Source organism: Sulfitobacter sp. 1A13353 (genome assembly GCF_043557255.1).
In the GTDB taxonomy this organism is placed as follows: domain Bacteria; phylum Pseudomonadota; class Alphaproteobacteria; order Rhodobacterales; family Rhodobacteraceae; genus Sulfitobacter; species Sulfitobacter faviae.
Genome location: NZ_JBIFFS010000004.1, coordinates 230,838 through 253,442, shown reverse-complemented (window position 1 = coordinate 253,442; position 22,605 = coordinate 230,838). Strand labels below are relative to the sequence as shown.

The window sequence follows — 22,605 nt, the reverse complement described above, 5'->3', positions numbered from 1 at the left end:
AACGGCAATGGCATAAATTATCCGATGGTCTCAGGAGATCGCACCGAAAGGATTATCTACGCTGATAGGTTCAGCATATTTGTCCATGCCAGTGTCTTCCAGGATGTCGCCCAGGGTCGCCTGGTCGAGTGGAAGCCACCAGGAGTAGTTATCTGTGAGGATCACCGTGCCTGCATCATTCAAGCGAAGCTCGAGCGTCTCTTCGGCGACAAGGGAGATCCTCAGTCTGAGATGGCTCATGTGGTCCAGTCGTTCCACGAGAGAGAAATGTGCAGGGGCCAGCAAAGATGAGATCAAACGCCCCGCATCGTGCCAGACGCCGGGATACTGGTCATCCTCGAAAGACAGCACGCCCGCTTCTGATCGGCTTTCTGCCGAAAGAAGGATCTGGTCCTCAAGATGTATCTTGAGGCGCAGGGCAGGCGGGAGCGGCTCTGACCTGCCCTGATGCTGTGCGGAGGTATCCATCAAAACGGCATGGCCTCTATCATGTCGTGTTCATATTCATCGTAGATATCGCAAAGACTATCCGCACGCTCCTTTTGTTGGCTGCGCGCCGTCGACAGCCTGGCTTGGGCCACCAATTCCTGAGAGGTAAAGTTTCTCGCAACTTCTTCAAGACCAGCCTTCCGGAGCGATCGTGGGAGGTATTCATGCATCTCATCCCAAGCGGACTGAAGGTATCCAGGTCTGGTAAAGCCGACGCCGCAGTGAAGCTCGGTGGGTGTGAAATCCTGAAAAACCTTATGTCGGCTTTGCTCGACTTCCCGAATGCGCTTTCGATATGTCTCCAGCCGTTCCGGGCTCATCTTCTCGAGATCTTTGACGAGCTCTGCTGCTACTTTTTCGGCATCGACATGCGGTGGTGCATTGGATGCGCCCATGTTCTGATGAACCGCAAAACTGGCTTTGCTGTCGTTGTCGATCGTCACCTTGATCTCGATCGTTGACAGCGATGCTTGCGCGCCATCAACCGCATAGATGAGTGAGAAGGCGTTCTTGGATCCAGCCGCCCTGATCATGGGGCCATAGCCTCCCACGCAGTGGTTTTCGGTGCGGCCGCGCCGGGTCAACTCATGGTCGGATGTGATTTCATGGACATCATATCCTTCAATCTGTCTATCAGTCAGGAGGGCCCTCCAGGATGTTTCGATCCCACCCCACTTCGCGCTGCCCAGGTTATCTTCGATCCTGGCAAGGTTTCTATGCCATCTCGACGAGGCAGCCTGAATGTCTTTGAAAGATGATCTCAGGAGCATCTCCTTTTCCAGAGTGATGCTGATCTGGGTCTGAGGTGAGCTATCACCCTCAGGGAGGTTCAAGGACACAGCCGGGATGATAAGCTTTGTCGCAACACTCCTGATCATGTCCTTGTAATGCCGAGACGCCACTTCGGGAAAATCCTCCTCGAAGGTCTGGTGGCGCGGCAAATAGGTGCGCCGCGCATTTTCGCGCTTTGCGCGCAGCGCATGTCTGTCTTCGTCCGTCAGATTGAAGCTGTGGGATATCAGGGAGAATACCTCATCAACTGCATCCGACGTTCGCCAGAGCTTCTGCCAATCCGATCCGCGGCGCGGGAGCGATGTCTCATCGACGTATTGGAGACCGCGCAGCGCAGCAGCAGCCTGGTTATGCACCAGCTCAATTTGCGGCCGCCCTGATTGGAGGGGTTTGCCGATCGCCTGAGCCCCTTTGCCGTGGAGCAATTTCAGCTTCGCTTCGGGAAGTTCCGTAATGGCGCTCAAAGCTTGCAGGAGGGGCTCTTGCTCATCAATCACCTCGGTGATCTTCGCCAGGCGCAGGATGGGAAGAAGCGAGGGGTAGGCCTTGAAAGCCTGCAAGCGGCATTTTTGCCGCGACCGGAGCACATCCGGATCTGTCGTATCGATAATCCCTTCATGGCTTGTGCCCGAAAACCAGGTGAGATGTGCCAGATCCGTGGCCCGAGCGCCCCAGGCAGCCTTGACGATATCGGGGTCCAAAGCGTCTTTGATGGCTTTTCGAATGCCACCCCCGTTTCTGCCGGCGCGCGAAACGATCGTTCCTTTCATCTCCGCGTAAAAGCCATTCTGCACGTCTGATCCCCAGTCGCCCTCGCGCAGGCTTTGCAACCGGGTGTCGACCAAGACCCCGCGCAACCATTGAGCTTCTCTCGTATAGTGATTGATATCGAATGAGAGCCAATGCGACGTCCCCGTCTTCCAATAGGGCGCCCCCTCGATAAGTCCTTGGACGAGTTCACCAAAGGGGATATCTCTTAACCCCTCCAAGGCGCATTCTGACAGAATGAGACCGCCACCTTCTGTCACCGCATAGGCCAGCGTTTTATGCTCTCCGATGCCCGCCAGAGCCAGCCTGCGGTACCCTTCGATCTGCCCCGGTTCGGAGAGCCAGATACGTGTATCGGCAAGTCCGCGACTGTATCCGCGCTGCTTGGCTTCGATCTCCTCATCAGAGAGACCATGCTTCTTGCCGACCGTCCGGATGAAGGTCAGCTGTTCGGGGGCATAGAGGCTGACTGGCTCCATGAGCTCATCTGGAATTCCGTATTTCTGAGGCATGTTGCACTATCCATTTTCGCGTTGCTGCTATGTTATGTCAGTGATGCGAAAAAACGGCGTGTGGATAACTGCTTACGCTGCCTTGCCCCGCTGCCCGGCGGCTCTCATATAGGAACAAAGGAGAACGGACTTGGGCATACAGCAGATCAGATTATTCGAATGGCGCGGAACAGAGGTTTTCCTGCATCCGACGTTCATTCTTTTACCGCTTCTCATTGCGGGGCCGGAGCTGCTGTCGGGGCAATTCTCTGCTGCCAGCATGGCGCTGAGCTACATGGCTGTGATCTTCTTCTGCATCGTCCTGCATGAATTTGGCCATATTGCCATGGCAAAAAGGCTGGGCTTTCAAACAGGTGATGTGGTGCTGACGCCTCTGGGTGGGCTTGCTCAAATAAATGCCACTGATGAAACCGCGCGAGATGAAATCTTGATTGCGGCTGCAGGGCCGGCGGTGAACCTGGTGATTATCGCGCTCAGCATGGGGTTGATGACCCTTGTGCCGATGTTCCTTGGTGCCTCAGCTGCGCCAATACTGACCGGTCTCTATGCCATCGTGCTGGTCAATACGATGCTGGCTGTGTTCAATCTCATCCCGCTCTTTCCTATGGACGGGGGCCGGATCTGGCGCGGCATCCTCAGGTTCTGGATGGCCCCTGCAAAGGCCACGCGGATTGCGGTCTATACGGGCTGGGCCATCGCGGCCGTGATCACGGTTCTGGCTTTGATGATCGGCAACCTCATCATTCCTATGATTGCCGCTTTCATGTGTTTTATCGGGTACCAGGAATTGGATAGGGTAAAGCGTGGGTAAAGCCCGCTCTTGCCAGCAACGAGCAGTAAAAGAAGAAAAGGACCCGCCATGACTGAGAAACCCGCAACCCGTATCGTTTTGAAGCAGATAGATGATGGATACTTCATGCGAAAGGAGGCTGATTTTCCCGCGCGTGATGGAAGCTTGGCGTTCGATCTCCGAAAGAAAGAAGATAGCTGGACCGTCAATCAAACGGTTGCGGTAGACTGCGGGATCAGCAGCATTATGCAGTTTAGTGTCGATGGCATTGAAAGACCTGCAAGCATAGCGCGTGACAGGGTCCTTTCTTTTATATCGCCATTTATGGCGGATATCGAAGACACGGATCCTGAAGTCGCTTTTAAGAAAATGTTGGAAGCCGCAGCCGGACACCCTTTAATCCGGGGGCTCCACATTGAGGTCGATGGCAAAGTGGAGACGCTTTGCGAAGCCTTCAGCGACAGTGAAATCGAAGACAAAGCCTCAGAAATCCTAGATATCAGAGATGAGCAGCGTCTTCTCAAGGGCTTGGAAATTCTAGGTTACAATAACGACAAACAGACATGCTTCCTGATTGTTGAGACGGCAGCCGATAAGGCCGAATTCGTTCGGCGCTATCAGCTCTCACTCAAAGAGGAGATGGATCTTATTGTTGAGGCTCAGGTAGATAGAGCGACCGACTTCAGTCAGATCAAGTTCCTGGACCCCGTTGGGGTTTTCCAGTTGTCCAAAAATCCGCGGTTTGATTATGACACCCGTACCCTAACCGGAGTCACAGAGTACCACGGACTTGAAGGCGGGTTCAGAAATCACGATGACATTTGGACCTCCAAAGCAATCATGCGGCGCCTCCCGGATGAGGACATCACCCAAGAAGATGTCCGCTTTAGCATCGGCTGTGCCTTGGACAAGCTTTGCGATGAGACACCTGAGCCCAGCTGATCGCTTTGCTCTTTCATGATCTCAGACGATCCTGATCTTCAGGATCGTAAGGTGGAGGCCATGATGACGCGTGATTTTAAACAGAAGATGAAAGAGACAGCGGTGCGTGGGGAAACCGGCGCATTGCAGCTCACCCATCACGCTACCTTGGCAAGCTGCGATGTGAGCGAGATTGCCCCTTTCACCCATTTTGGAACCAGGACCGCGGCGCGCACGCGTATGTCCGACAAGGACGCGAGGGTAATCTCGGCCTACCTCGATATCAAAAACCCGCTAAGGGTCCTTGATGTGGACGATGATCATTCCCCGGAGCACATCGCCGACATCATCGAGCAATCTCACCCTGGTTTGATCGGGGATCAGATGGAGGAGATGCGCGATCTCGAGCCCGGTACGCAGGAGCAGTATCTCATCGAGATACTGCAGGAGGCCGGATACGACGGTTTGAGCTATGTGAACCGGCATGAGGATCCCGGCTCAATCTCCTGGATGATCCTGTCACCTGATCAAATCTGTCTACATCGCGACCAACAGACGATGACGGTCGATCCCTGGGACATGGACCTCGACAGATACATCGGCCCCGCCATGGTGATGGAGGTCTTCTCGATCGATGGCGAAGATGAGAACTATGAGCACCTCGTGGAGTCGCTGGTAGAGGAGGGCGGTGACCTCCCGGTAGTCGCACGCGACGAAGAGGGATGGGAGGCCCGCTGGCTCGATGATTGGGAACCTCCGGCCACCGTGGGTCTCTTCGACCCCTCAGGGGCATACAAGGGCTTCTATATGTCCGGTCAACTCTGGGTGGAGCCAGACGCACGAGGCGCTGCACGTTCAGCCCTGATGATCAACGCCGCGGCCGATATCCTGGGGGATTGTCCCACTCAGAACTGGGAGGGAATGGGGTTCTCGGAGGCTGGCTACGCCGCCCACCGCAAGGCCTATGAAATTTCGCTGACGCTCAAAAAAGGGCTCAAAGATAAGGATCCAGGCTGTGAGACGGCAGGCATGAATCCATAGAGATGGTGTGGTAATTGCGAAAAGAACGCATAACCTGAAAAGCATAATCAGAAAATGCATAACTGAAAGATAGTGAAGAATGACTGAACGAGAGATGAGAGAGAAGCTGGAAGCCTTCATCGACACTCTGTGTCCTGATGCCCACAAAATGCTTTCCCCGAAGTTCTTTTCGGACAAGACCGGGATCCATTATGGACCTGAGCTCAGCGAGATGCTTCATGAAATCTCAAAGGAAAATGATAAGCTTGAGAGATGGGCTGTCCTATTCGAGTTCGGCGATGAGTATGAAATCGAAGAAGAAGATCTCGCGCATTACGACGCCACCGGTGAGCTCGTTCACCCGCACACAGGCGAGATGGTAAAGGACGCAGTTGAGCACCTGTCCATCTTCTATGCCGCACGCGCGCCTGAGATCGAACAGCCGGCACTGTAACAAGAATGGCAAATATGCGACAGATGTGCATTAGGTAATTATTTTTCGCAAACCTATTGCACCAATGTTTTTCGCATACTATATCAATATCAAGCAAGGCAGCACCGCCACCACACAACATCTAGGAGTTCTTCATGTTTGGTTCCACCCGTCGCACCCTCACCGCAGTCGCCGTTCTCGCAGCCGTTCTGGTTTCGGGTTGCGCCGCACCCACGTCTCAGAGCGCTTCGGGTCCGTCCACCACCGCAACCGCGACGGACAACCCTTCGGTAACCCGTGTGGGCGGTAACAATGTCATCGACATGAACACCTGGACCTCGCACAAGAACTTGGGCACACCGGTTGGCGTTCTCGAAACCCGCGATGCCTACTTCGCAAGCAACCCGGGCTCGAACACCTTCAGCCTGACCAAGCGCGGTATCATGTCGTTCAACTTCAACCGTGATGGCTCCGCCGCGATGTACTACATGGGCAGCCGCAAGCCGATCACCGTGCCGGTCCAGATCGGCGCCACCAAGGGCAACACCCTGTGCTTCAAGAAGGTCGGCAAGTTCCACGGCAGCTGCCTGTCGCTGTTCAAGACCCCCGGCGGCTACATGGTCGACTCGGTCTTCGGCAACGGCCAGATGCGCACCTTCAAGGCCTATGGCCTGAACGGCTAAGCTAAACGCCACTGAATGATATCAAGGCCGCCCTGAGGGCGGCCTTTTTGCTCTTCACGGTTAGATAGAGAGCGTATCTTCCTCAGCATTCGGTTGCCGCTCATGCGATGCCATCGCATCACCCATAGCTTGGAGCAGAGACGCTGTGTTTTCAGAGTGGCTGCGGGTATCCAGCATCAAAGCCTTCTGCGCATCAGGATAAGCAGAAGGATTAAAGCCGTGGCCAATGTCGATCGATACAGATCCGATATTTAGGCCGTTGGATGCCTCTTGCTCCAAAACTTTGATGAGATGGTCTTTTAGGAGGTTCATATCGTTGTAAGCCAGGGTGGCGTCGTCAATGGGCACACCATCAGAGCAGACAATCAACTGACCCGGGGTCTCATGCGCGCGCATGCGCTCTGCCGCCCAGGTGATGGCCTCGCCGTCGATGTTCTCTTTGAGTAAGCCCGGGTGAAGCAGCCCATAGACATTGTCGCGCACGTCAGGCCAGTCTTCGTCGCGCTCTTTCACGGTGATGAGCAGTAACTCATTGAGGCGTCCGGGCAGGGGCGGGCGGCCCTGCTCCATCCATTCCTTGTGAGGACGGCCACCTTTCCAGGCCGAGGTGGTGTGGCCGAGGATCTCGAAGGGGGTGCCAGCAGCGTGCAAGGCGTCGCCCATCTCAACCATGCCTGTGACGGTGGCGGCGATTGTCTTGCCCCGCATCGATCCCGAACAGTCTAGCAGGAAGGTGCGTGGCACTTCGGGATCCATGATCTCGATCTCGGCGCCGCTCGCGAATTGCGCAAGTGTTTGCTTCATCTTATTCAAGTTCTCCGGATCACGGTCGAGGAGATCATCTTTGTAAAAGGACACTGAAACGACCCGGTCATGTTCGGCGGTGTAGATCTTGTAGTCTTGCATGGGTCATATCTCCTATTTCATGTTTAAGATCATCGCTAAGCGTGAAATTCGCAATGACAATGGCTTAGCAAACAAATATATGTTGATCTTGCGCTATGGTTTTTCGCAGTCCATATTGTATCAATAGAGAACCCCGGGGCGTTTAATCTATGCATGTCATGACAGAAGGACTGGTTCGTCTCTACCAAGAGGCGCCACGGCGCGAAAAGCGCCGTGCCCACATCCTTCAGTTGATCAACTTCCGACTTCGGCGCGGCATCGACTTTTCCGTGGATGATTTATTGGCAACACCCAAGATGAAAGTCTCCCGCAGGTATGTCGAAGACATTCTGAAGTCTGCCGTCAAGGCAGGTCTGATCGCCAAACAATCCAACAAGCGATATGGTCCGGCACCGCAGAACTATGAGGGCTGTCTGGCGATGGTGCGGGCCTATACGTTTCCCCTGGAGAGCTTCACCCGGAAGGATGTGCGTTTGGGGATCGCCGCTGCCTTATCAGAAAACATGATAGACAGGCTGCTTCGGGACCTTGTCGCCAGAGGCGATATCGAAAAGATCGAACGCGGGCGCTACGGTTGGGTCCAGGAAGTCCGCAAGGTCGCCTGAACCTCGCCATGTCTCACTGGCAGGGATAGGCCTCGGAAAGAGACACCATGACCAGAGAAGGGGCAGCGTAGTGCCGCTTGCTTGGGTTCCTCTGCAACCACTGTACGACAACGTCTCGGATTTGCCCCGCAAGGACTTCTTGCGGGGCGCAGAATGTGAAACCGTAGACGGTATTCCCCTCCTCAATCACAGGAAGCGCGGCATCAAAAACACCCACAATATAACCGCCGCAATAGCTGGGGTTTATACTGTCGCAGTTATCGAGGAGCTTGTTGCCAGTCATGAAGGACTGAGCTGTTGCCGGCGCCGCCATCATGGTGAGGAACGCGGCAGCGTGAAGGAAATATTTCATTCGAAAATGGCCTTGTGAATAATAGGGTGTCACCTTTCGGTAGCACCTCTTTTCACTGTCGTCGATCCTTACCGTTTCACCTGATTATGCGCGCCGGATCATCATCATGCCACAGCCAAAGGACTTCGCGCCGCCGAAGCCGGTCTTAATTGCGGCCAGGAAAAGCGCGGGCTCGGTGACTTCGATAATCCCTGAGATGTCGAGCACGCCGAAATGCGGCTGACCTTTGCGCTTGCCGCGCCCGGCCGGCACGGTGATCTGCGTATAGGCTTCGACGTGACAGTTTAGGTTTTCAAAGCCCAACCGGTGGCCTTGGCGGGAAAGCCAAGCGGCGCCTTCTTGTTGCACAAGCACGTCGCGCTCGGCCGCGCGGTCATTTGATCCGCGCAACGCATGCATGACAACATCATGTTTGCGGCGCCGCAGTTTGCCATTGGGCGCGATATCACCGGGTGTCTCAACGCTGCGCGTTGCATTGGCGCGCAAGGTAAAGCTGAGCCTGTCACCGCAGGAGAGCACCGGGGCGAATTCGCGGGTCTCGATGTCCTCAAAGAAGTCCGAGGGGGCAGGGGCCTGCTCGGAGAGTGCATAGAAGCATCCATCACTGTCCCGACGCCAAAGAAAGTCCCTCTTGCCGACACCCCTTTCATTGAAGGCCGACCAGACCAGACGGTGATGCGCATCCAGGGCTGCGCCTTGGTGGGCAGGATCCAAGAGGCTCGACAAGGCCTGCATGGAGGGCGTGCGCGAAAGCGTCATTCGGGACAGATACATGGGTCAGGTCTCCTGAGCGACATCGAGGACCGTTACGGTCCGGTTTCTGAACTCCCACCGATTGCGGCATGTGGGGTCATCGTTGCGGGTGATCTTGCGCCCCTGAAGGGCAGGGTGCGTATCTGTCGCGATGCTTTGCAGTGGCTCGTTCTTCCAATAGGGCAAAACGGCCGAGCGCAGCGCCGCGCCGGGATCGGCAGCCTCCACAATGCGGGGCGCGAGAGGCGCATTAAGGGGGCAGGACTTGCGGCCGAGATAGAGAACCGAGGCGGGCGTTTGTAACGCCACAAGGGCCGCCTCGATGTCGCCACCCCAAAGCGCCACGGAATAGAGCACATCTGTGCGGTAATCGCGCCGGCTCAAGGTGGTCTCAAGAGATCCTTTAGCGCGGGCCAATGCCAGGGCATCGCCACGTGTCGCCGGGCGTTTTACCGCGGCGCGCGGTACAGACTGAATTGTGTGAAAGTCGGTAAAGGATGCCCCGATATCATGGATGCCAATTGCCACATTATGCTTGCTGACCTTTTCATGACCTTCGGCGTCCAGACGATCAAAGCCGCGTGCGGCCGCCACCAGCCCAAGTATGGCACTGCGCCCAGGCCAGCTCAGTGTCCCGCGGAACTCGTTGCCCGCATTGCTGCCCATTGAGGCAATGCCGGCCGAGAGGGTGAAGACGAGGTAGGGGTCCATCAGAGGCTCTGCAGCGCCTTGATTGCCGCGGCTTTGATATCCGCCAGCGAGCCGGTTCCGGCATGAACATCCATGACGGAGGTCTCATCAGGTGACATGCCATAGGCGGCTTCATTTCGGCGCGCGTGATCTTCAAGCGCCTCGATCGAACTCTCCATCAAGGGCTGTTGGGAAATCGGCCGTGAGAAGGCCCCCGACAGATTAAACGGGGACTGGCTGCCGACTTCCAAGCGCATGTAGCCTGCGCGGGGATGATGGGCATAGGCCCCGGCCTTGCCGGAGGGCGATACCGTGGGTAGGGCATGGATCAGTGCTTCAATGCTCTTGATGGCCAGCTCCCGATCGCCAGAGAGGTTGCGCAGCAGCAGATCCAGATCAACACAGGCGTAAATGTAGAAGACGCCGGAGCCGAATTCTGCGTCATCGATGAAGGCCGCGCCTGCGCCTTCCGGATCATCAGGCTTTTGCAGATCGTCCATCGCCGAGAAGAAGTCATCTTCGCTTACTGCAGTATGGGTGGTGATCGGGTGGCTGATCTGCACCGCGGCTTCGCGATTGTATTCTGTGGCGCCAGCCAGCATGCGGCCAAACATAGCAATGTCCACCGCACCATCGGCGGTGCCCAGGACTTCGTTGCGCATTTCCTTTGCAAGATCGCGCAGCGCCTTGGCGTCCTTGCTTTTGTCGAGTTTGAAGAGATTTATTTCGCCGGAATGGATGCGATCCGCCACGTCAATGGCGCGCGCTTTTTCCTCAGGGGAGATGAAAACGATTTGCTTTGTCCGAACGCGGTCGGTCTCGGAGGTGTCGACGTCTTGCAGCTTGCCAAAGATAGATGAAATCTCTTTCGCGGTCTTTTTCGCATCTTCTTGGCTTGCGCCCTTGGACATCAGATGCGCCTCGATCACCTCGCCGATCTTGCGCGTCCGTTCACCGAGCGAGCCGCCCAGCATCTGCTGGAAGTTCGAACTTGTGCGGATAGCCCGTTTCAGCGCCTGGCTGGAGATCCGCAGCCGCGGGGTACCGCCAAACCGCGCTGTCTTCTGACGTCCCTCCTTATCCCGGTTCGGGTTGGATGGTGGGTAGGAGGTCAGCAAGTGGAATTGCAGAAAGGTGGTCATAGGGGGCATTCCTCGTCGATTTCTGTCTGTAGCGTGGCAGGCGCCGGCGCATTGTGATAATCAAAGCACCAACGGCAGCGCACTGGTTCGCCCCAGAACAGTACGTCCCGGGAAATCTGGGCAACATTGCAGCGGCCGCCAGCCAGATCGATCGCATTGCCGATGGCATAGGCCACATCGCCGAGCTCCATGGTCAGGAGACGGTTGAAGCGCTTCGGGCTGAGCTTGGGATCGGACCCGCCGAGCAAAGCCATCAGGGGTTTCTCATCATGCTGGGTGATCCGCCCCAATGTTTTAGCTAGGCGGTGGATCTGCAGAGGCTGACGCAGCCCCAAGCGCTGCGAAAGATCGTAGACAGCGCGCTCGGACAGAACCATGGAAGGTTGGGTTGCGCGCCGGAGGCGTGCCCGCAATGCTGTGGCGGAGGTGGTCCCAGCAGCGAGATTGGTGGCCCACCAGCTCATCGCAACCTTACCGTGGTTGATCTTCTCACTCATGATGAAAGCTCCTCATCCATCTCCAGCAAGGCCCGGAGCGGGGCGCTGGAACGGGCTTTGGTGTTGAACCGCATCTCGAGCCCCTGACGGCCTTTAACAATCTTTGGGATGACCTCGAGGTCTCTCTGGGTCATGCAGGGAAGGGTAATCTCATCAAAGATGGACAGGGCGCTGTGCTGCATTTCGAGCAGCCAGGCGGCGCCAATCTCCGGGCGAGCTTTGCCATGGGAGAGCTCAGCGCAAAGGCGGTTCATCGCCACTTCTGTGCGCATGTAGAACTCGGTCTGAATGCGCATGCCGTAAGGGATATCCATGGCATCCTTGATCGCGCGGTAGGTATGGCTCGAGACGATGTCAGCGGCTTTGATCATGCCACGGACCAAAACCTGATTGCGTCCCGAGAGACTGTGCAGGACCGGCTGGCTTGAGATGAAATTGGCCGCCGTAGCCTTGTTCATGTTCCATCCGGCGATTAGCACAGAGGCGCTTTGTCCGGGAAACCTCTCCTCAAAGCTGCGGAAGTTGGCTGCACGCTCTCGGCCGACACCCTGCTCTGCAGGGATAATCGTGCCGATCCAGTTCTCATAGCCCAGACGGGTCACATTCACCTTCACCGGGATGATGTCTTTGGTCTTGGGGTCAGTGTAATTTGGCGTCAAAGGGTGCAGGCAGCCAATATAGTTGGTCCCGTAAGTCTGCTCCCGGAAGGAGATCATTCTGTCCCCCTGAAAGGTCAGGCGCACACGCCGCGGCATGGAAAAGAATGTCTCGACCGGCATATCCATCCCGAGGGGGAGCGTCACAGTCGCACCGGCGGTTGATTTGCCTTTTGTCGTGGCCTGTCGAGAGGAAGAAATGGTCTCTCGCATCCAAGGGAAGTCCTCGAGCCGGGCCGGGCGTCCATAGGGCACATTCGCCCAGATCATCTCCCAAAAGTTCTCGCCCGGGACCACGAGGGTCACCATGGGGCCGCCGCCACGCAAGCCGACACGTTTGCCGACACCATTCGCCGCGGCATAGGTCTGGAAGGTGAAGAGGGCCATAGCCGCCTCGGGCAGTGTCAGCCCATCGTAGCGGTTGCGGCGCACCATGAGGTCTTTGTTGTCGCTGATGGTTTTCTCGCCAGCAGAATCGAGAAACAAGGCATCAGCTTGAAGCTCATTGCCTGTGCTCAGCATGGATTGATCCTGACAGAAGAGCGGGCCCTCACCAGTGAGATTGAATGCGGGTGCGAGGCGGGTAAAAGCTGCTTCCAGGTCATCAGGTTCGATCTCAAGCCCATCTTCCCAAGCTTCGAGGTCTTCCGGCGCCAGGGCGGCGAAGCTCAGACCTACGAGGAATTCCAGACAAGCGATATTGAGGTCTTCCCGGTGCCAATCCACGGCACGGATCTCCGCATCGATCATCTCATGGGGTCGGATCACGCGGCGACGACCGTCAGTCGTTACTACGGGGATCCAGGGGTCCATGATCAAATTCAGTGACACGTAAAATATCTCCTACACAGATGGAACTATGCGCCGTTTTTCGCATTGTCTATGTTGAGGGGTATTTTCTTCACTCGAAGAGCAGACCGTATTTACGGTCATAGCGCAGACCGGCGCAGATCCTGCCATCCTTCGGCACATGGAAAACACGGGTCCCCCGTTTCTTCCAATGGGTCCATTTCTCCGTATGCGCGGCGTAGACATCGTCTGGGATGCGCGGCAGGTTGTCGATCGCGAGCAACCTATGCAGCGGCACCTGCAACTCGGAATAGGCCGGAGTTACGCGCCGGGCCCAGGTGACCACTTCCGGCTCTGTTTTTCGCAAGAGATGGATTGTGATGGTCGGCCGGCCCAAGCGGGTCGGGTATTGCTCGCCATCCTCACCATCGCCTCCGGCACGGTACCCTTCCTCAACATCGATGATCCTATGCGCGGCGCGACCAGCCTCGACATCATCCAAGGCGTTGCGTCGTTCTTCTGCTTTGATGAGCTCCTCGGGGAGGGGGCAGGCGTCCGGGCCATGCACCGCTTCAATGAGACCGCGCAGATCATCGGGGGCGGTGATCTGACCGCGCTGTAGCAGAACATGGGCGGTGCGCCACTGATCATGCAGCGGGTAAACCCAACGCCCCTTTGGCATGACATTATCAAGCCACTTGCCGGTCACATCCGGGCGCGGCAGTGGGGACAGGAGATAAAGGACCGGCTCGGCGACAGGCCGATCCTCGCGGGGGCGCTTGTCCATATGGCGCCAGAGACGGCCAGCGCGCTGGATCAAAGCCGCCATGGGGGCGAGATCGCTGACCACCGCATCAAAGTCGATATCGAGCGAGCTTTCGACCACCTGGGTGGCAACGAGAACCTCGGCCGTGCCGTCTTTCTTGTGACGATAGTCCTGACCTTCCTTGCCGAAGATCTTCATGATGTCGCGCTCATGGGTCTTGCGGTCAAAGAGTGTAAAGCGCGCGTGCAAGAGGCGGGCCCGGATGCCGCGGGCGCGCAGGGCATGTACCGCGGCGATCGCGTCATCGACGGCATTGCGGACCCAGAGCGTACATGCTCCGTTTTTCGCAAGATGCACGACGCGGTCGATTGCTTCGGTCTGACTGCCGATCCTTTGGACCCGCACCGGACCCTTGGCGGAAGCTGTGCGCGGGAAGTTGGTGATCGTCTCACCACAAGAGAGGGTGAGCGCAGGGTAGCTCGGATCATCAAGATCTGGCGCTGTGGCAATCTCGGCGCCCTTGTTGAAGGCCTCGACGAGCCGGCGCCGCAGATCCAAGGGCAGCGTGGCCGTGGCAAGGATCGCCGAGCCGCCGCGCATTGCATGTAGACGCAGCAGCTCTTCAAGCTCGCGGGCCATGTAAGGGTTGCCCATCTCATGGACTTCATCGACGATCAGGATCTGACGAGACAGGCCGAAGAGGCGCAAGGTGGCAAATGCCGTTGGCATGACGGCTTGAAGCGCCTGGTCGATGGTCCCGACGCCCACATCAGCCATCAGAACCTTTCTGCGGTCATCCGCAAGCCAGCGTGTACAGGAGACATCGCTGTCACCGCGTGCCTCATTGCTGATCGTCGCTCTGAATTCGCGCGACAGATGCGCCCGTCCATGGGCCAAGGCCAGATTGGGTGTGCCTACGAACATCTTGCCGATGACCTGACGCATGCGCGAATACATCGCATCGGAGGTGGCCATTGTGGGCAGGGCAAAGAAAAGACCCAGCCCTTTTCCTGCCGCCAGCATGCGCTGTGACAGCAGCAGAGCGGCTTCCGTCTTCCCAGCACCGGTCTCGTCTTCGATGATAGCAAGGCAGGGGCCCTCGGGCAGGGGAATGTCTTGTGCGGCTTTCTGCATCGGCCGAAGCTCGAAGTCGAACAGCCGATCTGTAGAGACAGGCGTAGTCGCCATGCCTGCGGCCGAGACAGCGGCACGGGCTTTGACACGTGCTTCATCGAGGTAAGCGTCAAAGCTGAGATCCGCATGTTGTGCCGGAAACCACTCCTGGTTCGAACCGATCCAGTCCGCTGCGGAAGTCAGACCTGCCAGCCACCAGGAAAAACGCTTGGTTTCCTTGGTGCTCATCCCAGAGAGATCTGCATCAGGCCAGAGCGCCAGCGCCCGGTCGATGAGTGTTGCGGCGTCTTCCGCGGCCTGCACACCCGCCCGGTCCCGCATACGAATGTAATCGTCATTCATATCACGCCGCGAAGGGCGGCCGTGATGCCCTGAGGCCGCAGCAATCAGCTGGAAAAGAGCGCGCGGGCGAATGCCCAGATGGGCGGCGATACGGGCCTGGTGATCAAAGAGCCAAGTCTCGGACAATTCCCAGTGACGATAGATGTATCCGTCAACATTAACGCCGGTCACCATGTCGCGGAATTCATTTCCGATTTTTCCAAGGTCATGCAGAAAGATGAGTAGCACGAGCGCGTCTGCGGCGCCCTGCGGGATCTCGAAGGAGGTCAGCAGCTCCTCGGCCGAGGCAGCCACATCAAGCATGTGATAGGCCGCAGGGTGAAAGATGTCGCAGCCCTCGGCGGGGCTTTTGCCAGGCCAGTTCTCGGCCAGGTCCTTGTCTGTCGTCGGCATGAGGTGCTCCCGCGGATGTCTGCGCGCGACCGTTCATTGGGCGCGTTACGGGGCAGATATGTCGGGGAGAGGTTTCGCTGATAGGTCAGCGGGGCAGAGACATGTGGATAACCAGGGCGTTAGGCCGGGATTGGACGCATCTCCGGGTCGAGCATGCGGGGGGCTTCCGTGATGGAGAGCAAGGCCGCGCGCGCCGCCGTGATATAGGTGCCGCAGTGCGCTTTCATCCGTGAGGTGAAGCCGTGATCCACATAAGGATCGTATCCGAAGATACTGCCATTGTTGGAAAAATCAGGTATGCGTGGTGCAGCTTTATCAGCTTCCAGCTGGAGCTTCATCTCAGCTGCACGCTTGGTCGGTGCAAACCCAGATAGGCTGACAAGATCTCCGCGCAGGAATGCGTGGACGTTCTTCACCCGGGTGGCCCTGACTGTCGCTTGCCCGGCGGCCCGCACATGGCAAGTGACCGCAGTGAGGACCACCTGGTCTGCATGACCGATGACAATACCGCGCAGATCGCCTTCTTCAGCCCGTAGACTGAAGCAACGCTTGTGCAGGTTGAAATATACAGCTACCCGCATCGGTTAAGTGGTCCAAAATAGAACATAAAGATCAGCTATGCGAAAAATGCAGGATTGCAAATAACCGCAGTGTGCTTGGCAATGTCTTCACCCCGGCAGGATCGGGGAACTTTATGTCGGCGCCTACGGCTAAGGTAAATCCACCGGTTCACACCGAAGCTCGGTGATGCCTTTCAGTTTACCTTTTAAGCCGTGATCGGAAAGCGAAAAATCAGAAGTCCGGTCCGGCTTCTGCTTCCGGATAAGCCTCCTCGAGATCGATGTAAGACACATCTTCTTGGATCTTGTAGGCGGCCACCAAATGGTGGTGACCGTCGACCACACGGACGCCTTCCAGAACGACACAGCGGCGCGCATCAAAGGAATGCGCCTTCTCATTTATGAGCTCGATCTGTTCTGGAGTGGCGAGAGCGTCCATCGAGGTGATCAATTTCACCCCGCCGCCCCAAGGTTCGAGCAGGGCGATGTCCTCCCACGCGAGCAGTTTTGAGGTAAAGTCGAAGCCCTCAACTTCAGCACAAAGGCAGTGAAATAGTGCTTCGCTCTCATCCGTGAGCTCTGCATTGCTATAGAGATCTCCAAGTTTCATGAGAGATGACCTGGCTCAGAAATGTTAAACCAATTTGTGAAGAATGAAGCGCATTACATTGTTTTTACACAACAGTTATTTCGGCGCAGCCGCAGCTGCGCCGGTGCAATGTCAGAACGACAGTTCGTCTTCGATTTCCATCTCGTCACTCTCGAAAGCCAGGATCGGATCCGCGGTCGCGAAGGGTGAGGAGATGATGACGGTATCGGCCTGGCCGAACTCAGGCATTTCTTCTTCGACATTGTAGCCTGTAGCAATCACCCCAGCGGCCTCGGCGCGCAGATCTTCGAGGCTCGGCACAACATCGTTGATGGTCATGCGCATCATGGCGACAAACCCATCGGTGTGACCGCGGTCGGCGACGATCTCTGCATCTTCCACCACGCTGGCTGCGCGCTCATGAATGTCCTCGAGCATCGCGATTGTGATCTCATCGCTTTCGAGCGGGGGCTCGAAACGCTCGCTCTGGACCGCGAAGGCCTTGTAGGCTTCATACATGCCCAGCAGACGGGATGAGGTGCCGAGGAGGCCCTCAACATCTTTCATCATGGTTGGCGGCATCGCACCGGCAATATCTGCGCGGAAAGGGAGCTGTGCTGTGGTCATATCAACCTCTTATATTTCGTGTTGATACCACTGTGTCATGACATTGCGAAAAAACCGGGGAATATATATTGTACATGGAGCATATTTTGCAGGAGGCGATGTGATGAAACGCAATCACAGGCGAAAAAATAGGAAGCCGGGCTATGGCGAAGTCCGCAAGGACGTGATCTGCGTGGAGAAGGAGGAGGGTCTCCTCTATGACAGTTGGGACCGTCAGGATGACACCCACGCCTATCAAGATGTTCGCCGCTCTGAGATCCCGACGCATAATGGCGTGGTGCGCAACAAAAACTCCGAGCATCTTGATAAGGCGATGGAGGGCTTTAGAGCTCGGGCTGAATTGGCGGACCGCGATATCGGGGCGTCGATTGGGAATGATTTCTCGAACGGCAACCGCGGCATGGCCCGGGCGGTCAAAGGTGCTAAGAAATATGTCAGAAGCCGTCGGCGCTTCCATGAGAACAAGGCCACCCGGGCGATGATGCGGGACGCGGACCTCCTAACCGAAGATTGATCTTTACCAAAGCGGCCGGGCCTGGGCTCTTGTTTTGGCGGCTCCGACATAGATCCAGAGCAAGGCATAGGCGCAAGCGCCGAACAAGATCGCATCAAAGCTCACTGTGCCTGCTGAGGTTTTCATCACGAGGCTCGGTATGAGCGGCATGGCGGCCGCCGTAATCGAGAGCAGGTAAATTGGCCGACATGCCAATCCCCAGGCGAAGAGCAGCCAGACAAGCTGAAGAGACGCGAGCGCCGTCCAGATCAGATAAGAGGGCAGGGCGATCCATGCCATCAAAGGCAGCGATGCCACGAAAAGTGTGAATTGGTCGGATCTACCGGGTGGGTCGCGGCGCTCTATGATTGGGCTTCCCCAAGCGCAGATCGCAAGCCAGCAGATGGTGCCCGCGAAGAGCTTCCAGTTGCCCATTGCGCTGGCTGCAAGGATGCACGGTGTGATGGCTATGGTGGAGAGGGCGCAGATCTCGCGCTTGTTGACGCCAAAAGCGATCAGAACCTGAACCGTCAGAAGCATGGCTATGCCTGCGCCATAGAGCGCGGTGAGGGTGGTCTGAAACATGCGGCCTCCTTGAGGCTCTTTTTCGTTGTCATGAAAAAGCCCGCCGAAAGATCGGCGGGCCATATTTTCGCATGTAGCCCTTAGCTTACATTTCCGGCTCGGCAACCTTCTCGGGTGCTTCGAACTTCGCGAACTGCACCTTGTCGCCGACCTTGAAGTCGGTGTCCGGGAAGCGCGCCTTCAGAGTCTCAACAGAGTCAGCGTCCATTTCCCAGGCCTGACCCAGTTCTGTGATGGCAACTTCTTCACCATCGACGGTGACCGTGTCATTCTTGGTCTTGGAACCTTCGATGACCGGTACGCGGGTCTCATCACGCTTGGCAACGGAGGCGGCACGTGCTTCCGCTTTGGCGGCTTTCTCTTCTTCGGTCAGCTCCGGCTTCGGCATCGCCGACTTCGGTGCGTTCGCGTTATAGACATAGACCTGCTCTTTGCCCGCTTCGAGGCGGTCATCATGCGCCGAAGTGCCCTTGGGGGTGAAGGCATTGCCGATACCGACGATCGGCGCTTCGCCAACGGTGCCGCCGAAATCGAACTTGTCGCCGATGTTCAGCTTGGCTGCTGCATCTGCGGCAACCGGGGTGCGGTCCTTCATGGCCTGGGCCTGATCCTGAACGGTCAGGGTGTCGAGCTTGGCGATGATCGCGTCTTCCTGTCCTTCAGGCAGAAGGTAAGACCCCTGACCTTTGATCTCGGCGCCGGCTTCTTTCAGGGCTTCGCGCGAAGCGGCCATGTAACCGGAGATTTTGGCGAAGGTGCGACCGGCGAAGTTGCCATCGGCTTTGCCGGAGAATGTGGAGTATAGCTTATCACTCATTGGAGTATCCTTTCGATTGCTGTTGCCCTGATAGATATTTGACCTTTGTGAAAAAACAAAACGCCATGATTATTCATGCGGTCTTTTCGTGTGGATTTCCTAGACTCCTGGACAGAAAACCAGATCGGAGAACAGAATGCCTTGGACAAATATCGGTGACATGTCACCCAAAAGTGGTGCTCTTGTTGTGCGCGACGCCGCACTTGATGACGGGGACTTCAGGGTCGAGGCTGTCGAGACGATCAGCGAAACGAATGTAGGTGGGGATGAGAGCGTCATCCTGCTGCGCCAGGGCGAAATCTTCCTGCAGGAGCGCGACTTCGCGTCCGCGCTTGAAACGGTCGGCGCCACCCTCAAGGACGGGATGATCTCCCGCCCGGATCACAACGGTCAACTGGATACCTTTGCAGTGGACAGTGACGAGGGTCTGCGCGAGCTCACCCATGCGGCCCATGCCTACAGCGGCATTGCCGATCCTGAAGTAACCAGCCTGGTCCGGATCGGCTTTCCAACGCCCTATGATCAAGATCCGAAGTTTGATGGCGAGATGACTTTCTATCCCGGAGGCACCAGTCTCTGGGCCGTCATGCGTCTGGAACTTGAGGGCTTTGACTATGTGGCGCCTGATGAAGCCGATCCCGCAAAGGCCGTTCCCTATGAAACCAATTGGGGTCCATTCGCTGGCATGCCCCGCAGCCTCGAGACCCGCGCAGATCTCTGCCAGATCGGCGCGTTTAGGCAGCTGGAGCGGGATGATGCGGGTAATCCCATCGTCTACTCGGACGGCTTTTACGATACACCAATCGAGTGGATCGGACCGAAAGAGCCTGACCTGATCGCTCTATGGGAAAGCCTCGACGATAGAGAAGCACCTGAGCTTTCGAACACCGAAGAGCCGGGGTTCTAAACCATGCCATATATCACAGAGGATTGGCTGTCCGGGCTCTTGAAGCTCGAAACTGAGCAGGAACTCTTGGACACGCTGGAGGCAAGCACGCATATCGCTGAAAGCCTTCTCGTGGCGATGCAGACGGCCCGCAATGATGGCTCCTTGGGTAAAATCGAGGGGCTGGGGTATCTTCCTTTTGAACCCGGCCATTGCTGGAACGAGTTCTGTGAAGATCCTGACGCCATCGTTCCCCGGGAGCGGGATGATCTCGCCAAGATCATGGGGCCTAAAATTGAAGCCATGATCCGAGACGCTCATAGCGCCAATGGCAAGCCAGATGCTTACGAGCTGATTGTTAAGATCGCAGCCTTCGTGGATCATCCTGTAATCGAGCTTTCTGAAACCCAATACCTCCATCCCCTCGAGGATCAGAAAGGGCGCATTTTTGTCGTCCTCGATGGCTATGCACCGCGCGCCTATGTCGCTGAAGGTGTGGAGCAGTGGCAGCCGCTTATTGCGGACGAACCCGCCGAGCCAGAGCTCTGATCTGTCCCATGAGCCAGGAATTCCCCCTCGATCCAGAAGATCTAGCCGAAACGATTGGCATTCCACTGAAGGACTGGCCCGGCAATTGTCATGCAGTCGCCACAGCGGTGCTTAGAAAGGCGCCTGTGGCGGGCATGCGGATCGTCCGCGGGCACTATCATGGCTATGTCTCGAGTGCCTCGGTATATCGCGGCTCCCTGCAGCAGCACAGCTGGCTGGAAGCCAAAGATGGCAGAATCCTCGATCCCACACGCTGGGCGATGACCTCCCCGAGCCATCCGCATATCTACCTGGGCGAAAATGACGCCTATGATGAGGCGGGATTGATGCTGCGCGCGCGAATGAAGCCGCAGGCTGCGATGGCTGCATTCCTTTCCGGTGAAGGCGGTGCTGGGGCGGAGCAGGCAATCCTGAAGCGCCTGAACAGACTGACACCGGCAGCTATTGCCCAGGTTTTTGAGGCTGGTGGCCTTTCTGTCCCTCAAGGCGATCTCTCACCGCGTGTTGCAGAGCGCCTGCGCAGCCGAATGGAAGACCCTGTTGAGCATTTTCGTGATCCCGCACCTTTCTTTGAAGCGCTTCGGGAGACGGGTCTTGGCGCGCTGGTGCCATATGATACGATGCAGCGTGTTCTCCATCCCGAAGAGGTCACTGTCGATCGCGGCGCGAACATGCTTTATGAGCTGCCCGCCGCGGCAGCGCTCACCGAACATCAGAAGCTTTTCAAGGTATTCTGCCGGTTCCTGTCCATTGAGGCGCGCGGCGGGATCGAAGATGAACTTGAGCAGATCAACTATAGCCTCCAAGAGCTGCATGACGCGCTCAACCAGATGGAGCGCAGATTGCGCTTTGATCCTGAGGATCCCTATTACAGCTCAGATACGGCAACCGTTGTGGCCTTGGTCGCTTTTGAGCTTCTGGGCAATGGGTTTGGCGCTGAGCTGGAAGTAGAGCGCTACGCCCGGTCCATCGGAATGGACCGGGATGCGTTGCATTGCGCTTTGGTCAGTTTTGGGGACCGTGCAGGCTATGATCTGGCCTGGCTTATCGGCGCCGAGGCAGAGGCCGCTGAGCAATACAGGGATGACGCTGCAGCACCTGAGCCCAGCTTATGAGCCGGCCTGAGCCAGCTTGATGCTGGGGCAGGGGGCTGGGCTATGTGCGCCTTCAAGCTTGAAGTGAGAGTAGCATCCAGCGCCGGAGAAATCCTCGTTCAGATACTGTTTGGCGAAACGCACACGGCGTTTGAGGTTTGCCGTCGAGGCCCGCGGCCGCAAGAACTCCTTCATGAAGATCTTTGCAGCCTTGTCGACGTTTTCGGTCTGACGCAGGCGGTTCAGCATCGGCTGGTATTCGGTGGCGAGCTCGTGTTTGAGAAAGCCGTAGTTCGCCTCATAGGTCTGCTGACCGCCTCGCGATTTGGAGAAGGCCCGGAAGGCAGTCTTGCGCGACCCGCACCACTGAGAATAGCCGTAGCAGGTCCCTTTGATCTCGTGGAGCATACGAAAGTTACCGGACTCATGTGCCAGATTGCCGACGATGGCAGCGGCGGAGCTCTCTGGCAGATCGAAGTCTTCCTGAAGGTCGGTGATCAGCTGCTCGGGGACAGTGATGATCTCGACTGTCTCTACAGCTTGGGTAGATTTCTTCCCGAAGCTGAAGGCAGAAGCTGGGGCGGCGAACAGTGACAGGGCGGCCAAAGCCGCCATCACAAGGCGAAGTGTATCTTTCATGTGTCTTCTCTGACGTTAGGAATATCAGCGACATTCGTTTTTCGCACGAACAACAGCAGCGTTGGCCCGGGCGCGAATGGCAGCTCGACGGATTTACCCTGAAAGGGGTTCAGAATCCACATTGCGAAAAACGGCAGGCGAGAACCTGCCATACCAGCAATCCCTTTATTGCGCGGGGGAGGGGCCCTGGAAGTTCCTTACCCGTTCTTTTTCAAACGCCAAACCCGCTGATCTGATCCAGTGAACCTCCCATCAGAAACGAAAAACCGGTCAGCTTGCGCTGGCCGGTTTTCAAGTTTTCCACCCCCGGTAACATCGGGGAACAGCAAGCCT

26 protein-coding genes are annotated in these 22,605 nt (G+C 56.9%); 10 read left to right on the top strand and 16 right to left on the bottom strand.

The annotated features are described in order from the left end of the window. Window positions 1-30: 30 nt before the first annotated feature. A complete protein-coding gene (locus ACGYLO_RS11960) occupies window positions 31-468 on the bottom strand; it encodes a hypothetical protein (protein ID WP_394376659.1) in 438 nt (145 codons plus the stop codon). Then, entirely contained in the window at window positions 468-2,561 is a 2,094-nt protein-coding gene (locus tag ACGYLO_RS11955; protein WP_394376658.1) for a hypothetical protein, read from the bottom strand. Before ACGYLO_RS11955 ends, ACGYLO_RS11960 begins: the two co-directional genes overlap by 1 nt. Before the next feature lie 130 nt (window positions 2,562-2,691). Here ACGYLO_RS11955 and ACGYLO_RS11950 point away from each other — a divergent pair, with 130 nt between their 5' ends. From ACGYLO_RS11950 to ACGYLO_RS11930, 5 genes are all read left to right on the top strand, one after another. Further along, window positions 2,692-3,372, top strand: coding sequence for a M50 family metallopeptidase (locus ACGYLO_RS11950; protein ID WP_394376657.1), 681 nt, complete (start codon window positions 2,692-2,694; stop codon window positions 3,370-3,372). 48 nt (window positions 3,373-3,420) lie between these two features. Then, window positions 3,421-4,293: a hypothetical protein gene (locus tag ACGYLO_RS11945; protein ID WP_394376656.1), complete on the top strand. Its 873-nt coding sequence runs from the start codon at window positions 3,421-3,423 to the stop codon at window positions 4,291-4,293. 60 nt (window positions 4,294-4,353) lie between these two features. Then, on the top strand, window positions 4,354-5,313 hold the full coding sequence (locus ACGYLO_RS11940; RefSeq protein WP_394376655.1) for a hypothetical protein: 960 nt from the start codon (window positions 4,354-4,356) through the stop codon (window positions 5,311-5,313). A 79-nt stretch (window positions 5,314-5,392) separates the two neighbouring features. Continuing rightward, window positions 5,393-5,746, top strand: coding sequence for a hypothetical protein (locus tag ACGYLO_RS11935; protein ID WP_394376654.1), 354 nt, complete (start codon window positions 5,393-5,395; stop codon window positions 5,744-5,746). 134 nt (window positions 5,747-5,880) lie between these two features. Beyond that, the gene (locus tag ACGYLO_RS11930; RefSeq protein WP_394376653.1) at window positions 5,881-6,408 is read left to right on the top strand and encodes a hypothetical protein; all 528 of its coding nucleotides are present in this window, start codon (window positions 5,881-5,883) and stop codon (window positions 6,406-6,408) included. A gap of 60 nt (window positions 6,409-6,468) precedes the next feature. On the opposite strand, the gene ACGYLO_RS11925 is transcribed toward ACGYLO_RS11930, so the two are convergent. Further along, the gene (locus ACGYLO_RS11925) at window positions 6,469-7,314 is read right to left on the bottom strand and encodes a hypothetical protein (RefSeq protein ID WP_394376652.1); all 846 of its coding nucleotides are present in this window, start codon (window positions 7,312-7,314) and stop codon (window positions 6,469-6,471) included. A 149-nt stretch (window positions 7,315-7,463) separates the two neighbouring features. On the opposite strand from ACGYLO_RS11925, the gene ACGYLO_RS11920 reads away from it, so the two are divergent. Beyond that, window positions 7,464-7,919, top strand: a complete 456-nt coding sequence (locus ACGYLO_RS11920) for a hypothetical protein (RefSeq protein WP_394376651.1) — start codon at window positions 7,464-7,466, stop codon at window positions 7,917-7,919. Between the two features lie 13 nt (window positions 7,920-7,932). On the opposite strand, the gene ACGYLO_RS11915 is transcribed toward ACGYLO_RS11920, so the two are convergent. The 10 genes from ACGYLO_RS11915 to ACGYLO_RS11870 form a co-directional block, all read right to left on the bottom strand. Next, the gene (locus tag ACGYLO_RS11915) at window positions 7,933-8,271 is read right to left on the bottom strand and encodes a Rap1a/Tai family immunity protein (protein ID WP_394376650.1); all 339 of its coding nucleotides are present in this window, start codon (window positions 8,269-8,271) and stop codon (window positions 7,933-7,935) included. 84 nt (window positions 8,272-8,355) lie between these two features. After that, on the bottom strand, window positions 8,356-9,045 hold the full coding sequence (gene cas6e / locus ACGYLO_RS11910; protein WP_394376649.1) for a type I-E CRISPR-associated protein Cas6/Cse3/CasE: 690 nt from the start codon (window positions 9,043-9,045) through the stop codon (window positions 8,356-8,358). A gap of 3 nt (window positions 9,046-9,048) precedes the next feature. Further along, window positions 9,049-9,735 (bottom strand): type I-E CRISPR-associated protein Cas5/CasD, encoded by a 687-nt coding sequence (cas5e, locus tag ACGYLO_RS11905; RefSeq protein WP_394376648.1) that lies wholly within the window; start codon window positions 9,733-9,735, stop codon window positions 9,049-9,051. Next, a complete protein-coding gene (gene cas7e / locus ACGYLO_RS11900; RefSeq protein ID WP_394376647.1) occupies window positions 9,735-10,856 on the bottom strand; it encodes a type I-E CRISPR-associated protein Cas7/Cse4/CasC in 1,122 nt (373 codons plus the stop codon). Before cas7e ends, cas5e begins: the two co-directional genes overlap by 1 nt. Continuing rightward, entirely contained in the window at window positions 10,853-11,353 is a 501-nt protein-coding gene (gene casB / locus ACGYLO_RS11895; RefSeq protein ID WP_394376646.1) for a type I-E CRISPR-associated protein Cse2/CasB, read from the bottom strand. The genes cas7e and casB overlap by 4 nt, the downstream gene beginning before the upstream one ends. Further along, entirely contained in the window at window positions 11,350-12,840 is a 1,491-nt protein-coding gene (gene casA / locus ACGYLO_RS11890; RefSeq protein ID WP_394376645.1) for a type I-E CRISPR-associated protein Cse1/CasA, read from the bottom strand. Before casA ends, casB begins: the two co-directional genes overlap by 4 nt. Window positions 12,841-12,910: 70 nt before the next feature. Then, window positions 12,911-15,433 (bottom strand): CRISPR-associated helicase Cas3', encoded by a 2,523-nt coding sequence (gene cas3, locus ACGYLO_RS11885; RefSeq protein WP_394376644.1) that lies wholly within the window; start codon window positions 15,431-15,433, stop codon window positions 12,911-12,913. A 119-nt stretch (window positions 15,434-15,552) separates the two neighbouring features. After that, complete coding sequence (locus ACGYLO_RS11880; RefSeq protein WP_394376643.1) at window positions 15,553-16,014, bottom strand: hypothetical protein; 462 nt, start codon at window positions 16,012-16,014, stop codon at window positions 15,553-15,555. A gap of 211 nt (window positions 16,015-16,225) precedes the next feature. Next, window positions 16,226-16,603 (bottom strand): hypothetical protein, encoded by a 378-nt coding sequence (locus tag ACGYLO_RS11875; RefSeq protein WP_394376642.1) that lies wholly within the window; start codon window positions 16,601-16,603, stop codon window positions 16,226-16,228. A gap of 111 nt (window positions 16,604-16,714) precedes the next feature. Then, on the bottom strand, window positions 16,715-17,209 hold the full coding sequence (locus ACGYLO_RS11870; RefSeq protein ID WP_394376641.1) for a hypothetical protein: 495 nt from the start codon (window positions 17,207-17,209) through the stop codon (window positions 16,715-16,717). Window positions 17,210-17,312: 103 nt separating this feature from the next. Here ACGYLO_RS11870 and ACGYLO_RS11865 point away from each other — a divergent pair, with 103 nt between their 5' ends. Continuing rightward, window positions 17,313-17,723, top strand: coding sequence for a hypothetical protein (locus ACGYLO_RS11865; RefSeq protein ID WP_394376640.1), 411 nt, complete (start codon window positions 17,313-17,315; stop codon window positions 17,721-17,723). A 3-nt stretch (window positions 17,724-17,726) separates the two neighbouring features. On the opposite strand, the gene ACGYLO_RS11860 is transcribed toward ACGYLO_RS11865, so the two are convergent. Both ACGYLO_RS11860 and ACGYLO_RS11855 read right to left on the bottom strand, forming a co-directional pair. Beyond that, the gene (locus ACGYLO_RS11860; RefSeq protein WP_394376639.1) at window positions 17,727-18,287 is read right to left on the bottom strand and encodes a hypothetical protein; all 561 of its coding nucleotides are present in this window, start codon (window positions 18,285-18,287) and stop codon (window positions 17,727-17,729) included. An 85-nt stretch (window positions 18,288-18,372) separates the two neighbouring features. Next, window positions 18,373-19,104: a hypothetical protein gene (locus tag ACGYLO_RS11855; RefSeq protein WP_394376638.1), complete on the bottom strand. Its 732-nt coding sequence runs from the start codon at window positions 19,102-19,104 to the stop codon at window positions 18,373-18,375. 136 nt (window positions 19,105-19,240) lie between these two features. Here ACGYLO_RS11855 and ACGYLO_RS11850 point away from each other — a divergent pair, with 136 nt between their 5' ends. From ACGYLO_RS11850 to ACGYLO_RS11840, 3 genes are read left to right on the top strand one after another with little or no spacing between them, the layout of a single operon-like run. Next, window positions 19,241-20,011 (top strand): hypothetical protein, encoded by a 771-nt coding sequence (locus ACGYLO_RS11850; protein WP_394376637.1) that lies wholly within the window; start codon window positions 19,241-19,243, stop codon window positions 20,009-20,011. Window positions 20,012-20,014: 3 nt separating this feature from the next. Further along, window positions 20,015-20,539 carry a hypothetical protein gene (locus tag ACGYLO_RS11845; protein ID WP_394376636.1) on the top strand — a complete coding sequence of 175 codons (525 nt, stop codon included), beginning with the start codon at window positions 20,015-20,017 and terminating at the stop codon, window positions 20,537-20,539. An 8-nt stretch (window positions 20,540-20,547) separates the two neighbouring features. Beyond that, window positions 20,548-21,654, top strand: a complete 1,107-nt coding sequence (locus ACGYLO_RS11840; RefSeq protein ID WP_394376635.1) for a hypothetical protein — start codon at window positions 20,548-20,550, stop codon at window positions 21,652-21,654. On the opposite strand, the gene ACGYLO_RS11835 is transcribed toward ACGYLO_RS11840, so the two are convergent. Continuing rightward, window positions 21,649-22,272, bottom strand: a complete 624-nt coding sequence (locus ACGYLO_RS11835; RefSeq protein ID WP_394376634.1) for a phage tail tip lysozyme — start codon at window positions 22,270-22,272, stop codon at window positions 21,649-21,651. The genes ACGYLO_RS11840 and ACGYLO_RS11835 overlap by 6 nt on opposite strands. Window positions 22,273-22,605 lie beyond the last annotated feature (333 nt).

What these genes read in the sequence shown, in the direction of transcription:
- ACGYLO_RS11960 (WP_394376659.1), bottom strand. Translation starts at nt 468, where the DNA reads ATGGATACCTCCGCACAGCATCAGGGCAGGTCAGAGCCGCTCCCGCCT.
- ACGYLO_RS11955 (WP_394376658.1), bottom strand. Translation starts at nt 2,561, where the DNA reads ATGCCTCAGAAATACGGAATTCCAGATGAGCTCATGGAGCCAGTCAGC.
- ACGYLO_RS11945 (WP_394376656.1), top strand. Translation starts at nt 3,421, where the DNA reads ATGACTGAGAAACCCGCAACCCGTATCGTTTTGAAGCAGATAGATGAT.
- ACGYLO_RS11940 (WP_394376655.1), top strand. Translation starts at nt 4,354, where the DNA reads ATGATGACGCGTGATTTTAAACAGAAGATGAAAGAGACAGCGGTGCGT.
- ACGYLO_RS11935 (WP_394376654.1), top strand. Translation starts at nt 5,393, where the DNA reads ATGACTGAACGAGAGATGAGAGAGAAGCTGGAAGCCTTCATCGACACT.
- ACGYLO_RS11930 (WP_394376653.1), top strand. Translation starts at nt 5,881, where the DNA reads ATGTTTGGTTCCACCCGTCGCACCCTCACCGCAGTCGCCGTTCTCGCA.
- ACGYLO_RS11925 (WP_394376652.1), bottom strand. Translation starts at nt 7,314, where the DNA reads ATGCAAGACTACAAGATCTACACCGCCGAACATGACCGGGTCGTTTCA.
- ACGYLO_RS11920 (WP_394376651.1), top strand. Translation starts at nt 7,464, where the DNA reads ATGCATGTCATGACAGAAGGACTGGTTCGTCTCTACCAAGAGGCGCCA.
- ACGYLO_RS11915 (WP_394376650.1), bottom strand. Translation starts at nt 8,271, where the DNA reads ATGAAATATTTCCTTCACGCTGCCGCGTTCCTCACCATGATGGCGGCG.
- cas6e (WP_394376649.1), bottom strand. Translation starts at nt 9,045, where the DNA reads ATGTATCTGTCCCGAATGACGCTTTCGCGCACGCCCTCCATGCAGGCC.
- cas5e (WP_394376648.1), bottom strand. Translation starts at nt 9,735, where the DNA reads ATGGACCCCTACCTCGTCTTCACCCTCTCGGCCGGCATTGCCTCAATG.
- cas7e (WP_394376647.1), bottom strand. Translation starts at nt 10,856, where the DNA reads ATGACCACCTTTCTGCAATTCCACTTGCTGACCTCCTACCCACCATCC.
- casB (WP_394376646.1), bottom strand. Translation starts at nt 11,353, where the DNA reads ATGAGTGAGAAGATCAACCACGGTAAGGTTGCGATGAGCTGGTGGGCC.
- cas3 (WP_394376644.1), bottom strand. Translation starts at nt 15,433, where the DNA reads ATGCCGACGACAGACAAGGACCTGGCCGAGAACTGGCCTGGCAAAAGC.
- ACGYLO_RS11880 (WP_394376643.1), bottom strand. Translation starts at nt 16,014, where the DNA reads ATGCGGGTAGCTGTATATTTCAACCTGCACAAGCGTTGCTTCAGTCTA.
- ACGYLO_RS11875 (WP_394376642.1), bottom strand. Translation starts at nt 16,603, where the DNA reads ATGAAACTTGGAGATCTCTATAGCAATGCAGAGCTCACGGATGAGAGC.
- ACGYLO_RS11870 (WP_394376641.1), bottom strand. Translation starts at nt 17,209, where the DNA reads ATGACCACAGCACAGCTCCCTTTCCGCGCAGATATTGCCGGTGCGATG.
- ACGYLO_RS11865 (WP_394376640.1), top strand. Translation starts at nt 17,313, where the DNA reads ATGAAACGCAATCACAGGCGAAAAAATAGGAAGCCGGGCTATGGCGAA.
- ACGYLO_RS11860 (WP_394376639.1), bottom strand. Translation starts at nt 18,287, where the DNA reads ATGTTTCAGACCACCCTCACCGCGCTCTATGGCGCAGGCATAGCCATG.
- ACGYLO_RS11855 (WP_394376638.1), bottom strand. Translation starts at nt 19,104, where the DNA reads ATGAGTGATAAGCTATACTCCACATTCTCCGGCAAAGCCGATGGCAAC.
- ACGYLO_RS11850 (WP_394376637.1), top strand. Translation starts at nt 19,241, where the DNA reads ATGCCTTGGACAAATATCGGTGACATGTCACCCAAAAGTGGTGCTCTT.
- ACGYLO_RS11845 (WP_394376636.1), top strand. Translation starts at nt 20,015, where the DNA reads ATGCCATATATCACAGAGGATTGGCTGTCCGGGCTCTTGAAGCTCGAA.
- ACGYLO_RS11840 (WP_394376635.1), top strand. Translation starts at nt 20,548, where the DNA reads ATGAGCCAGGAATTCCCCCTCGATCCAGAAGATCTAGCCGAAACGATT.
- ACGYLO_RS11835 (WP_394376634.1), bottom strand. Translation starts at nt 22,272, where the DNA reads ATGAAAGATACACTTCGCCTTGTGATGGCGGCTTTGGCCGCCCTGTCA.